12 protein-coding genes are annotated in these 13875 nt (G+C 40.8%); 9 read left to right on the forward strand and 3 right to left on the reverse strand.

Annotation, left to right across the window (positions count from 1 at the left end):
- Positions 1-294: 294 nt before the first annotated feature.
- A complete protein-coding gene (locus BWD42_RS00005) occupies positions 295-528 on the reverse strand; it encodes a hypothetical protein (protein WP_139350968.1) in 234 nt (77 codons plus the stop codon).
- A gap of 316 nt (positions 529-844) precedes the next feature.
- On the opposite strand from BWD42_RS00005, the gene ccoN reads away from it, so the two are divergent.
- The 8 genes from ccoN to BWD42_RS00045 all read left to right on the forward strand — a co-directional run bounded on the left by ccoN (position 845) and on the right by BWD42_RS00045 (position 10978).
- Positions 845-2983, forward strand: coding sequence for a cytochrome-c oxidase, cbb3-type subunit I (ccoN, locus tag BWD42_RS00010; RefSeq protein WP_077432448.1), 2139 nt, complete (start codon positions 845-847; stop codon positions 2981-2983).
- A gap of 4 nt (positions 2984-2987) precedes the next feature.
- Positions 2988-3182 (forward strand): hypothetical protein, encoded by a 195-nt coding sequence (locus tag BWD42_RS00015; RefSeq protein ID WP_077432449.1) that lies wholly within the window; start codon positions 2988-2990, stop codon positions 3180-3182.
- A gap of 3 nt (positions 3183-3185) precedes the next feature.
- Positions 3186-4079 carry a cbb3-type cytochrome c oxidase N-terminal domain-containing protein gene (locus BWD42_RS00020; protein WP_077432450.1) on the forward strand — a complete coding sequence of 298 codons (894 nt, stop codon included), beginning with the start codon at positions 3186-3188 and terminating at the stop codon, positions 4077-4079.
- Between the two features lie 15 nt (positions 4080-4094).
- Positions 4095-5483, forward strand: a complete 1389-nt coding sequence (gene ccoG, locus BWD42_RS00025; RefSeq protein ID WP_077432451.1) for a cytochrome c oxidase accessory protein CcoG — start codon at positions 4095-4097, stop codon at positions 5481-5483.
- A 10-nt stretch (positions 5484-5493) separates the two neighbouring features.
- Complete coding sequence (locus BWD42_RS00030; protein ID WP_077432452.1) at positions 5494-5916, forward strand: FixH family protein; 423 nt, start codon at positions 5494-5496, stop codon at positions 5914-5916.
- A 9-nt stretch (positions 5917-5925) separates the two neighbouring features.
- Positions 5926-6615: a sulfite exporter TauE/SafE family protein gene (locus tag BWD42_RS00035; RefSeq protein ID WP_077432453.1), complete on the forward strand. Its 690-nt coding sequence runs from the start codon at positions 5926-5928 to the stop codon at positions 6613-6615.
- 57 nt (positions 6616-6672) lie between these two features.
- The gene (gene cls, locus BWD42_RS00040) at positions 6673-8136 is read left to right on the forward strand and encodes a cardiolipin synthase (protein ID WP_077432454.1); all 1464 of its coding nucleotides are present in this window, start codon (positions 6673-6675) and stop codon (positions 8134-8136) included.
- A 118-nt stretch (positions 8137-8254) separates the two neighbouring features.
- On the forward strand, positions 8255-10978 hold the full coding sequence (locus BWD42_RS00045; protein ID WP_077432455.1) for a hypothetical protein: 2724 nt from the start codon (positions 8255-8257) through the stop codon (positions 10976-10978).
- Between the two features lie 355 nt (positions 10979-11333).
- Here the strand turns inward: BWD42_RS00045 and BWD42_RS00050 are convergent, their stop codons facing one another.
- Positions 11334-11924 carry a thymidine kinase gene (locus BWD42_RS00050; RefSeq protein ID WP_077432456.1) on the reverse strand — a complete coding sequence of 197 codons (591 nt, stop codon included), beginning with the start codon at positions 11922-11924 and terminating at the stop codon, positions 11334-11336.
- 230 nt (positions 11925-12154) lie between these two features.
- Between BWD42_RS00050 and BWD42_RS00055 the strand changes: the two genes are divergently transcribed.
- The gene (locus BWD42_RS00055) at positions 12155-13144 is read left to right on the forward strand and encodes a hypothetical protein (protein WP_077432457.1); all 990 of its coding nucleotides are present in this window, start codon (positions 12155-12157) and stop codon (positions 13142-13144) included.
- 89 nt (positions 13145-13233) lie between these two features.
- Here BWD42_RS00055 and BWD42_RS00060 read toward each other — a convergent pair whose 3' ends face one another.
- Positions 13234-13860 carry a hypothetical protein gene (locus tag BWD42_RS00060; protein WP_077432458.1) on the reverse strand — a complete coding sequence of 209 codons (627 nt, stop codon included), beginning with the start codon at positions 13858-13860 and terminating at the stop codon, positions 13234-13236.
- Positions 13861-13875 lie beyond the last annotated feature (15 nt).

The following is a 13875-nucleotide window of genomic DNA, read 5'->3' on the forward strand; positions in this document are numbered from 1 at the left end:
CCGAACAGAGCAGTCAAGCCCGCCAGAGCCGATGGTATTGCCGTAACAGGTGGGAGAGTAGGTCGGTGCCTTTTTTTACACGGAAGCCCTTGCTGGAAACAGTCAAGGGCTTCTTTCGTTTGTATACTTTTGCCGGAAACCGGCGGTAACAGTAGCCGTAAAACCAACAACAAGAACCGTAGCGGCAAGGACACCAGCAGTCGCATCAGCAACAGCATTCCCTCCGGAGTTTTCTCTTCTCCTCTTTTCTGCAGCCGGCCAGCCGGGCTGGATAGGGAGTTCCGTACAGTCCCTTTATTCCTGCAATAGGATTATTGGACAATCGTTTAGGAGCAAGGGTAACAGCAGTCGTAAAACCAACAAAACCGTAGCGGCAATAGCTGTAGCAGCAAGAGTGATAGCAGCAAGGGTAACAGCAGTCCCACCGGAGTTTTCTCTTCTCCTGCTTTTCTGCAGACGGCCAGCCGGGCTGGATGGGTAGTTCCTACTGCCAATACTATGACTGAGAAGTGCTGCGATATATTCCAAGTTTAGAAACTCCTCTAAATCGTTCCCAGAGGAGAAGTCCCATTTACCTATCACATACTTCCTAAACCCACAAAGCACACTTTTCTCCTAGATGAAAGTGACAGCCATCACTTTTATTGTCAAAATAAATTGCAATAATTGTTTTTGCTTCTCCTTTTTTTGCTTTAAAGTGCTTAAAATCAGCTGGTAGGAAGAAGATATCTGTTCATTTGACCTATAGAAGCAAGGTGACGTAGATCACTTCTGCACGCATTGTCTATCATTAGATTGTCATAAAATGCTGCTTACTTTTGATTCAGAATCAACAATTTAAGTAATGCAGTTAGAGCAATTTAATTACGACAATAGAATTGTCAGAAATTTCGGAATCGCTACCATTATTTGGGGGATAGTTGGTATGACCATAGGATTGCTTGTGGCAACGCAGCTTGTTTGGCCTCAGATGAACCTCGGATTGCAATACACCACATTCGGCCGTGTGCGGCCAGTACACACTAATGCGGTGATATTTGCTTTCGTAGGTAATGGTATTTTCATGGGGGTCTATTACTCCTTACAACGTGTACTCAAAGCGAGAATGTTTAGTGATGCTTTAAGTAAGCTCCATTTTTGGGGTTGGCAGTTAATTATTGTCGCCTCGGCTATCACTCTTCCGCTAGGACTTACTTCAAGTCACGAGTACGCTGAAATGGAATGGCCAATTGATATCGCAATTACCCTAATCTGGGTGGTGTTTGGGATCAATATGTTTGGTACAATTATCAAAAGGCGTGAACGTCATATGTACGTGGCAGTTTGGTTCTACATTGCTACATTCGTTACAGTAGCGGTGCTACATATCGTCAACTCCATTCAGCTGCCTGTAGCAGGATGGAAAAGCTACTATGTTTATAAAGGTGTGCAAGATGCGCTCGTGCAATGGTGGTATGGCCATAATGCTGTCGCATTTTTCCTAACGACTCCTTATTTGGGTATGATGTACTACTTCTTGCCGAAAATGGCTAATCGTCCGGTTTATTCCTATAAATTAAGTATCCTGCACTTTTGGTCATTGATCTTTATCTATATCTGGGCCGGCCCTCACCATTTGTTATATACGGCATTACCAAGCTGGGTTCAGTCCCTGGGTGTAGTATTTTCGATTATGCTGATTGCGCCTAGTTGGGGCGGTATGATAAACGGGCTGTTGACACTGCGCGGTGCTTGGGATAAAGTACGGACCGAACCTATGTTGAAATTTATGGTCGTCGCACTGACTTGTTATGGTATGGCAACGTTTGAAGGTCCAATGCTGTCTTTAAAGCAGGTAAATGCAATTGCTCACTTTACCGATTGGATCGTTGCGCACGTACACGTGGGTGCATTGGGCTGGAATGGTTTTATGACATTCGGTATCCTCTACTGGCTGATACCACGAATTTATAAAACAGAACTTTATTCGAAGAAATTAGCCTCAACACACTTTTGGATCGGTACACTTGGAATTTTGTTTTATGCTATTCCGATGTATTGGGCAGCAGTCGTACAAGGGCTGATGTGGAAAGAGTTTACACCGGAAGGCGTTTTGAAATATCCAAACTTCTTAGCAACTACATTGGAAATTCTACCAATGCATATGATGAGAGCTTTAGGTGGTGCACTTTATTTATCAGGTGTCTTCCTGATGACCTTCAACCTGATTAAGACGATGAAGCAAGGAAGGCTGATGGCTAATGAGCCAGCGGAGGCGCCAGCTTTACTACCTGTTCAGGTCAATGAACAGTCCCAGCACCGACGTCTGGAACGTAAACCGATCTTATTTATGGTATTGGCACTTATCGCAATCCTGATCGGTGGTATGGTTGAGATGGTTCCTACATTCACCATTTCCAAAAACGTGCCGACAATCGCAAGTGTACAGCCTTATACAGCATTGGAGCTGCAGGGACGCGACCTTTATGTCAGAGAGGGCTGTGTCAACTGCCATACGCAGGCAATCCGTCCTTTTAGGTCAGAAACTGCCCGTTACGGCGAATATAGTAAGGCTGGTGAATATGTCTACGATACACCGTTCTTATGGGGCTCCAAACGCACCGGACCTGATTTGCACCGAATTGGCTCAAAATATCCCAATAAATGGCATTTTGATCACCTTTTGGATCCAACCATCACTTCCCCGGGAAGTATTATGCCTTCATATCCTTGGCTAATAGACCAGCAATTGGACAACGCTATTTTGAAAGATAAAATGGAGGCTCTCCGCAAATTGGGAATTCCTTATACGGACGCTGCGATAGCAAATGCGGAACAGGATCTGCACAAACAGGCACAGAAAATTGCCGACGATCTGAAACAGAATCAAGTCAATGTATTAGCCGACCGTGAGATTATAGCCGTAATTGCTTATTTACAACGATTGGGAACGGATATAAAAGCAGCTCCGAAAGTGGCTCAGGAAGTTAACGCAAATCAATAATACTATGTTTAAACAGATCACAAATTTGAACGGAAGTGAGCTTTACCTTATTGTATCACTTTGGATATTCCTGATTTTCTTTATTTCGGTCACAATCATGTTGTTTCGCATGAAAAAGGACTATGTGAACTATATGAAGGAACTTCCTTTGGAAGAGGAAACCGAAAAGGAAATGAATCATTCACCTGAAAGTATATAGTATATGAGTTTATTATTAGATACTGCACCTACCGTGGTAGAAGCTGTTCAGTCTACCTGGGGTTTTGGTACGGATAATTTATACACAGACATCTTAATTATCGTATTGATTGTCGTGATGTTGGCCCTTCTGGCCTCGGCATTGATGGTCAACCGCGCGATGAAATCCATCATTAAGATTACGATGCCTGAATTGGTCAAAGAAGAACAGCTCAAAAAATTGGCCAATAAGGGATGGTTGAAACGATCCTGGAACAAGATCATGGGAATAAGACCTATTTCGGAGGAAAAGGACATTGTTATCGATCACGAATATGATGGTATCCGCGAACTGGACAATCCCATTCCTATCTGGTTTAATTTTTTATTCTACGGAACGATCTTCTTTGGAGTGGTCTACTTATTCATCTATCAGGTTTCTGGGATCGGTATGAACCAGGACCAGGAGTATGCACATGAAATGGTTGTCGCAGAAAAGGAAAGACAAGCGTATCTAGCTGCCTCTGCCAGTAATGTGGATGAAAATACGGTTGAATTTGAACCAGACATGGCGGTTGAAGGGAAAGCAATATTCGCTGCAAACTGTGTCGCCTGTCATGGTGGGAGTGGGGAAGGTGGTATTGGCCCCAATTTGACGGATAAATTTTGGTTGCATGGCGGTGAGATTAAAGACCTCTTCAAAACTATTAAGTATGGTGTGCCGGATAAGGGAATGGTGCCTTGGGAGCAAACCTTGAGTCCAGCGCAAATCGCACAGGTGGCGAGTTACATCGTTACCCTGAGAGATACACATCCTGCCAATCCAAAGGAACCACAAGGAGAAGAAGTGACTTATGGGAATGCTGAGGATGCCGCAAAGCCAAATGATGGCACAGGGACAGAAAAAAAGGCCGAATAGTAAATCAAGATAGCAATGAGTACAGTAGCAGTTAATAATGCCAATAATGGCGGGTCTAAGTCAAAAAAGAGACAGTGGATCTATGCCAAAAAACCGCAGGGAGCACTTTATAAAAAGAGACAATGGGTTGGTTATACACTGCTACTGTTCTTATTTGTGGCTCCTTTTCTTAAGGTAAATGGCGAGCCGTTCTTGATGTTCAATATTATCGAACGGAAATTTTCGATTTTAGGAAACCTTTTTTACCCACAGGACCTTTATATTTTCGTCTTTGGGATGTTGATCGTCATGGTATGCGTGGTCCTATTTACCGTGGTATTTGGACGTGTTTGGTGTGGATGGACATGTCCACAGACGATTTTTCTCGAGCTGATTTTCAGAAGGATTGAATATTGGATTGAAGGGGATTGGCAGCAACAGAAAAAAAGTGATGAAGGCCCCAACACGGATCAGAAACAGATGAAGAAGCTATTGAAGCATAGCATATTTCTGATTATTTCGTTTTTTATATCGAACATCTTTTTGGCTTATATCATCGGTTCAGATGCATTGATTAAAATAATTACCGATCCATTGGATCAGCATATTGCCGGCCTAATTTCCATTATCTTATTCACCCTGGTATTTTATGCTGTATTTGCCTATATCAGAGAAATTGTATGCATTGCAATTTGTCCCTATGGAAGATTGCAAGGCGTCTTGCTGGATGATCAAAGTATTACAGTAGCTTACGATCATAGACGGGGTGAACCCAGAGGAAAGCAGCAAAAAGGTGCTTCCACTAAACAGGGGGACTGTGTGGATTGTAAACTCTGTGTGCACGTTTGTCCAACCGGAATTGATATCCGCAAAGGCCTACAATTGGAATGTGTGAGCTGCACCGCATGTATTGATGCTTGTGATGCTGTCATGGAAAAAATCGGAAAGCCAAAAAAACTGATCGGTTTTTACCCCATGGGGGAGATTGAAGGTACAGTCAAGAAGAAAAGCAACGTGCGGGCGGTGGCATATTCCATTGTTTTGGTGCTGCTGATGTCGGTATTTGGTTTTTTGTTGTTCAATCGCTCTCAAGTTGATGGACGATTGTTAAGGGCAAAAGGAAGTACCTACCAGCTTCGCGAGGATAAGACAATCAGTAATCTTTACGCCCTGGAGTTAATTAACAAATCGGGTAAAGAAATGCCTTTTCGACTGGTATGTGAGGATCCGAGACTCAAAATCCAACTGGTCAACCCCATCAAAAAACTCAGTAAAGACGGGCATGCTACCTTAAGTTTCTTTTTGATTATCGCGAATAAGGACGTCGAAACATATAAAAGTAATATCAAATTATCCATCTATTCGGGAGATAAAAAAGTGGAGAGTCTAAAAACTACTTTCATCGCTCCTCCTGGAATGAATTAAAAATAAAACAATGAATTGGGGTACAAAAATTTTTTTGAGCTTGGCGGTATTTATGTTGTGCATCGTTGCTGCCGGATTTTACATGGTTACCCATGATACAGACAGCTTAGAAGAGGATGATTATTACGAGCAGGGGCTGAATTACGACAAAGCTTATGAGAAGAAGCAAAATGTGCTGAATATGAAAGAATCGCCAACTGTGGAAATCAGAAAAGATACACTCTACATACATTTTGTCTCCAAAATAAACAAAGGGAAACTATTGTTCCGTAAGCCTTCGGATAATAAGCTGGATAGGGAGTTGCCATTTCAGACAACGGCTAATCTGTTTGTATTGCCTATCTCTACATTCGACAAGGGAATGTGGAATTTGTACGTGGACTGGAAAAGCGAAGGCAGGGATTTTTTATTTGAGGAACATATTTTATTTTAAACCGGGAGCATGAGCTATACCTATTTTGCATTCTTTATGGGGCTATTTGGAAGTATCCACTGTGCGGTCATGTGCGGTCCTCTAATTTTTGCGATTGAGGGCAGGCAAGGCCTGAGTTGGTCTAATTTTTTAAATAAGGTATTGTATCAATTAGGCCGGGTTTTGACTTATGGTGGTCTGGGATTTCTTTTGGGAACCATTGGTACATTTGCACAAATTCAAGGATGGCAACGTGCATTAAGCTGGATCACAGGAATAATATTGGTGCTGATTGCAGTGTTCCAGCTTGTAGGGAAAAACAACCGTACCATTGCCCATTTACAAACCCGTTCGGTGCAGCCGGTTGTCAAGTTATTGTCCCAATGGCTGTACAGACCCGGAGGAAGTTTTGTCGCGGGCATATTGAACGGCTTGTTACCCTGTGGTATGGTGTATATGGCTTTAATGTCAGCAATGAATGCGGATAGTTCGCAACAGAGTTTCCTATTCATGCTCTGCTTTGGATTGGGGACAATACCACTTTTATTTCTGTTTTCCTTTTTGGGGAACTTCTCCAGATCTTTCAAAATTGGCTTTTCGAAATGGATGCCTTTTCTATATTTTCTGCTTGGAATTTGGTTTATACTTCGTGGGGCGAACTTAAATATCCCTTATTTAAGCCCGCTGATTCATATTGAAGGTGCGATAAACTGTGCTTGAAAGTAAACAATTTGTCAGGGCTAAGTATTATATTTGATATTAAACTTAGCACATCATATGGAGGTACTTCATCATATTTTACAAATTGCTTTACAATATTACTGGATTCCCTTACTCATCTTATATATCGGTGTCATCGGCACCATCTTGATTGAAAACCGTAACCCTGCCAAAACGATTGCTTGGATTATGGTGATTGTTTTTCTACCTGTAATCGGTCTGCTCAGCTACTATTTCTTTGGCCAAAAATTTAAGAAAGTTAAAAGAATGAAGCGAATGTACCGCGAGCAATCAAAAAAATTACTCGATGCCTGGCGAAAAGAATCGGAGATTATGGAGGAACATATTGATACCCTGAATGAACGTATAGGGAGTTTGGCCATGGTCTATCGATACCTTAAAAATCAGAAAATATCCACATTCTCGCTGAATAATGATGTCACTCTGTTTATTAATGGTGAAGAAAAGTTTCCGGTATTGATTCAAAAATTGAAGGAGGCAAAACATTCGATTCATATGGAGTATTATATCTGGGAAATGGATGAGATCGGACGTGAAATATTGGATATTTTGGAAGAGCGGGCAAAAGCTGGAGTGAAGGTACGTCTGATTTTAGATAGTTTTGGCGCACCGGATGTGATTAAATATTTACATAGACATAAGCCCGATTTTCTGTTTGAAGCGTTTTTGCCAGTTACCTTTACTTCATTGGCTAACAGCAACTACCGAAATCACCGTAAAATTGTAGTGATTGACGGAAAAGTTGGTTTTGTAGGTGGGATCAATATCTCGGATCGTTATATCAACAATGGGAAAAACGATATTTACTGGCGCGATACAGCGATGATGATCATTGGAGCTGCCGTTAATACCTTACAAATTCAGTTTTGGAACAGCTGGAACCAGACGGATGGGGAATCTTTTGAGTTGGGGAAAGGTTATTTAAATCGATTTCCTGTGACCGATGAAGACGAAAGTGGGGTTGGTTTTACAGCGAGTGACCCGGGTTCTCCTGCTCCTTTTAATATGGAGGCAATTATAGCCGGTATCAACGAGGCAAAGGAGTATGTTCAATTGTGTACGCCCTATTTTATTCCGAGTGATCAACTGACGACAGCGCTGATGCTGGCGGTTTCTTCGGGGGTGCGCGTTGATCTGATGTTACCCGCACAATCTGATTCCTTTTTTGTACAACATGCTTCGTTTTCTTTTATTAAACCATTACTTGAAAGAGGGGTGAATGTATATCTTTATACGAAAGGATTTCTCCATGCCAAAACGATCTGTATCGACAGTAAACTAGCCTATATCGGCACAACTAACCTGGATATCAGAAGTTTTTATATCAATTTTGAGATATCGGGAATAGTCTCCGATAAAGCGCTTTGTGAACGCATGAACAATCAATTTCTTGCAGATATTGAAGCTTCAGATTTAATTACAATGCGTAAATGGATGCAGCGAAGTCGATGGAAGCGGGGAGTGGATTCTATTTGTCGTTTGCTTGCACCTTTATTATAACTGGCTCCTGAGTGCGGTTACCAATGGTATAATAAATGTTAAAAATGCCGGAGTAGGATTGGTCTTTGCTTAAAATTGAATATATTTAGCTATTCTTTTTTTAATTCTAAGACTTTCAATGAAGCACATCAAACTATTGACTTTATCGATAGGGATTTTAGGAATCGGGTCAACCTATGCACAGACTGCACCTACATTGCCTATTAATACGATCGTAGAACGGGTTCAAAAATATTTTCAGGGTTACCCAACAGAAAAAGTACACTTGCACTTTGACAAACCTTATTATGCAGTAGGGGATACCTTATGGTTTTCTTCGTATTTATCACGTAATCTTCCAGAATACGCACCCAGCAAAATTGCCTATGTGGAGGTTTTGAATAGCCGTGACTCGCTGATCCAAACATTTAGAATCCCATTGGATAAAGGTGTTGGAAGTGGGCAGATGGTCCTCGATCCGCAATTCATGACGCAGGATAATTATCGTTTCAGGGCTTATACAAAATGGATGTCAAACTTTGATGCATCCTATTTTTTTAACAAAATAGTTCCGATAGGGGATGTGATCAATAAAAAATTGATCACAAATATCGAGTTTCAGAATAATCTCAATGGAAATAAGAGTCAGGCCGTAATACAATTCAGGGATCGCGCCGGCAAACCGATGATCAATTCAAAGATCAATTGGGAATTTGTCGCCGGATGGGAAACGGTAGACAAAGGGAAAGGTGAAACAGATGCGATGGGTAAGGTGACAATCAACTTATCGGCAAAGGAAAGGGCTGATTTGGAGAAGGGGCAACTAAAGGTTAGTATTCAGGAAAGCAAAAATGAAAAACCTTTGTCCAGTTCCTTCCTGCTTAAAAATGCCCTTTGGGATGCTGACGTACAGTTTTTTCCCGAAGGCGGAGATTTAATCGCCGGATTTGCCAAGAAAGTCGCCTTTAAAGCTGTTGGATCTGATGGTAAGGGGTTGAAAGTGAAAGGCACAATTCTCGATTCAAAAGGTAAATCGGTTGCAGAATTTGAAGATCTGGGATTGGGTATGGGCTATTTCTCTTTATTGCCCTTAGCTGGAGAGAACTATCAGGCAGTCATAAAATTTAATAATGGACAGGAACGCAAGTATAAGCTTCCCGCGGTTGTTAACGACAAAGCAAACGTTGTATTTGTTAAGCAGGATGAAAAGAATATAGAATTTGCTGTGGTGACCAGCGAGGAGAGTTTTTCTAAAAACCCAGCACAATCTTACTATGTATTGGTTCAGTCCAATGGACATCTTTGTTTTGGCGCTCAGGTAAACTTAAAATCATCATCTGCCCTGGTCAATATCCCAAAAGAACGTCTGCCAAACGGTATTGCCCAGGTTACCTTATTGACACCGGATGGCAAACCGGTGAGTGAACGCCTGGCATTTGTTCAGAGTGAAAAATTGCTCAATATCCAGGTTACAAGCGATAAGCAAAGTTATAAGGCGAAAGATCAGGTCAACCTGAAACTTTCGGTTGATTATAATGGACAGAAATATCCCGGCAGTTATTCCGTTTCGGTGATCGACGAATCTAAGGTTCCCTATAATGATCAGGCCGATCTCTCCATTGTGAGCAACTTTTTGTTGACTTCGGACCTGAAAGGAAATGTTGAAAATCCAAATACGTATTTTGATGAAAAAAATCCGGATAGAGAAAAGGCGTTGGATGCATTATTGATGACACAGGGATACCGCCGTTTTGATTATCCGGCTTTAATAGCCGAAAAGTTGCCGCAGGTTAGTTTTCTTCCGGAACAAGGGATAGAATTGTCGGGAATTTTACGCATGAACACTGGTCGTCCTTATCCGAATGGTGGATTGTTATTGTCGGTACCTTCCCGGAATATCAAAAAAGATGTATATACTGATCAGAATGGTCGTTTCACATTCAAAGATCTTGTTTTTCCCGATTCATCGAAAGTGACGATAAATGCTAGGTCAAATGACAATTACCGTAGTTTGGTGATCAATATGGATCAGAGTTATTATCCTGAAATCGATAAAAATAACGGTTATAAAAGCTATTTTGTTCCGAATATAGATCAAGCATTTGCTCCCTATCTGGATAATAGCCGTAAAGAATACAGAAAATCTATTTTATTGGATGAGGTAGAGGTGACGGCTGTACAGAAAAAGGTAATTACAAATAAGGATTTCCCTTCAATTTCGGGTTTATCTATGCCCGAACATCGTATTGAAGCGGATCGCTTGACAGGCTGTAATGTGTTGACGATGTGTCTGCAGACTGTCCTGACGGGTATTACCTATGATCCACAAACCTTGAAGTATTATGTTTCGCGTGATTACAATGCCGGAGGGCGTACTCCGGTTCAGTTTTTCTTAAACGGTATGGCCATTGACGAACCCGGCTTAAATAGTATCAATGTTGCGGATATTGAGGGAATAGAAATCTTTTTACGTGACGAGCTGGGAACAGTTTCAAGGATGTATCAAAACAACGGTGTTGTATCGATCTACACGAAGAAAGTTGAGGCCAAGAAACCCCGGATGGCGCTGAGTGAAATCGAGAAACTGTTGCCAAAGTCCAATGTCATCGATATGTTCCCTTTGGGGTATATTAAAGAGCGTAAATTTTATCTACCAAAGTATGATACACCTGAGAGAAAATCTGCCAACGACCTGCGTACGACAATTTATTGGAACCCGAAGGTATTGGTAACTGAAACAGGAGAAGCAGCAATCCAATTTTACAATGCTGATGGAAATGGTAATTATAAAGTGATTGTGGAGGGAATGGACCAAACGGGAAATATAGGGCGTAAGGTGTTAAATTACCGCGTACAACCTTAAATGAAATAAATAAAAATGTAAAATAGAAATGCTGCTCTTTCTGAAAGGGCGGCATTTTTTTTAATAAAAAAACACCTCCTTGATGGGCAAGGAGGTGCAAACTAACCAATTATAAACCTAAATTATGAAAAGTATTTTGTCGCTTTTGAAAGCGTTTATCTTCTTATTTGTAAAGTATAATTCAAATCTTATGCCAAATTGATTCATCGTCTATTTGGCAGTTTTCTTTAACAAAAAATAACATCGACGGGATGGATGACCGATTATCAATAGTGCAGGTAATAGGCCTCTGGCGGATGCTCAGCAAAAGGTATGAACTGACTGGAAATTGTCATTATCTGTTTCTGACCGGGGTTTAGACGCCCGGTTGATCTAGATGATAATAACACTGTCTACAACGTGGCTCATAGGCATCTTTTTCACCGAGAAGAACTGTCTGGGTATCTTCTGTCAGACGATAAGAATAATTTGCCGGAGCTCCGCATTGCATGCAGACCGCATGGACTTTGGTAACATGTTCAGCTACGGCCATTAAACTGGGAATAGGGCCAAAAGGCTGTCCCTTATAATCCATATCCAACCCAGCAATAACTACACGAATACCATTGTTTGCCAATTTGACACATACCTCTGTCAATCCGTCATCAAAAAATTGCGCTTCATCTATTCCAACCACTTGGGTAGCCGAACTCAATAATAGTATAGCAGAGGAATTTTCGACTGGAGTAGAGGGGATACTATTGCTATCGTGAGAAACGACCAATTTGTCATCATATCGCTTATCTACGGAAGGCTTGAATATTTCAACATTTAGACGAGCATACTGAGCCCGTTTTAGTCTGCGTATCAATTCTTCGGTCTTGCCCGAGAACATTGACCCACAGATGACTTCAATACTTCCATACCGAGCTGGTCTCGATGTCAGATTATGTTCAGAAAAAAGCATTTGATTAAATTATTTTTTTCGGATAGTCGGCGAACAAGATATTAGTCAATTGACTTCCGATTATATTCTGTTTTAGACATCGCTAATATCGAAATTAAATATTAAATTTGGGTAGCAAAAAAGTGAACGTAAATTCAAATATTTATAAATCAAAGGATTGAGTTTTCCACTTTTAAGGCAATAAATATAGAGATATTATAAACGATTAATAGGCGATTTCAAATAAAACTATGGGTACTAAAGAGGAAATTTTTAATAAGATAGGTGATTTACTACAGGATTTGAATGCACAATATTTGGTTTTATCAGAAAAAAGCGGTGTTGCTGAAATAGCTGAGCTTGTGAGCTTGGAAGCTAAAGCACAATCTGTTGCAGCTTATATTACTTTACTCAAAACAGATGCCGTGTTAGCGGATAGGCAAGTTCAAAATCCGTTGAGAGACTCGGTGATGGATAGCAAAAAAATAGCCTTTAATGACTATTTTACCCCACCCTCTTCTTTGCGGACATCGAGTCCAGTTATTGTCGAACAAGAGCCCCTAGAGAAAGAGGTGGCGCGCAATGACGAGCCTATAAAAAATGAGCCAGTAAAGTCAGAAGAAGAGTATATTGCGTCGGCCAATATCGAAAGTGAAGAAAGCGATGACTTGCCAACAACTCCGTATTCATCAACAACAGTGAGCGAAAGCAGGCCTGCAACACATGAAAATGTTGTTGAACATATTGAAGAAAATCATTACAAAAGTGATGAACCCAAAATAGATCTTATCGACGAGGCACCAGTTATCGTTACATCGGTTGTCGAAGAACCGAAAGAGATCATTATTGAGGAAACCCAGGAAAGCTTCATCCAGGAAGAGATCAATACTGTTGTGGAGGAGACTCCATCCAGGCCACTGACCTTAAATGAGATTATTTCACAACAAAAACAGGCCGGGGTACAGAATCGGGTATACCAGGTCAATCAATCCGGAAGTTCGGATAAGTTGACAGATATCAAAACAGGGATAAGCCTGAATGATAAACTTTTATTTATCAAAGATTTGTTTAATGGCTATAGTTTAGCTTATAGTGAAGCTGTAGAGTTATTGAACAGATTTAGTACTTACGCAGAAGCTGATGCATTTTTACAGACCAACTACGCAGTTAAGAACCGTTGGGCGGATAAACCTCATACCGTTGAAAAATTATATGAGGTATTACGCAGAAGATACAGCTAGTGTTATCGTTCACATCACAAAAAAAAAGCATCTTTAATCAATTAAAGATGCTTTTTTTATGCGATAGCCCCTAGGCCTATTATATGGTTTTACTTCAATTGAAATTGTAGCCATTCTTTGCCTTCGTGGCCATAAACAAAATATTTTGGCTGCAGGATCTCTGCTAAAGACTCCAATTCTGTTAGGTATTCGTAGCCTGGGATGCGGGCAAAATCAGGCTTTGTCATAATAAATAGCTGATCAAGTTCGATCGCCTTTGAATGCGCAATTGCAGAATCATTTAATAAAAGTGGAATACGGGTAAATACGCTTTCATTACTGTCAATGATAATGATCTTATCAGCTTCCTGAGCAATTGTGGTAGGGATCCCACCTGCGATTTTTATGGATTCCTGTAGATAAGCGGACTGGTTGATCTCCCGAGGATCAATTTGATTTAAAACCAATACCTTGGGTCTGTCAGCTGCTGTTATAAATTTAAGTTTGTGGATGAGGATACTGGTCTCATCTTCTACCTTTTCAATAAGCTCAGTTGTATGGGCATTGATATTTAGTTCTTCTCCAAGCATGCTTATATAGCCAGTTACATCTTCAATACTAACAATTTCTGATTGTATGGACATTAATTTGCTGTATGTTTCCGCGGAGACAGGGGTATTATTTAAATTCAGCTGTTCCAAAAAATGGGCAACTAATTTTTCATGATTGCTTTGCATGCAGCAAAAATACAA

The organism is Sphingobacterium sp. CZ-UAM, assembly GCF_002000245.1.
Lineage (GTDB): Bacteria > Bacteroidota > Bacteroidia > Sphingobacteriales > Sphingobacteriaceae > Sphingobacterium.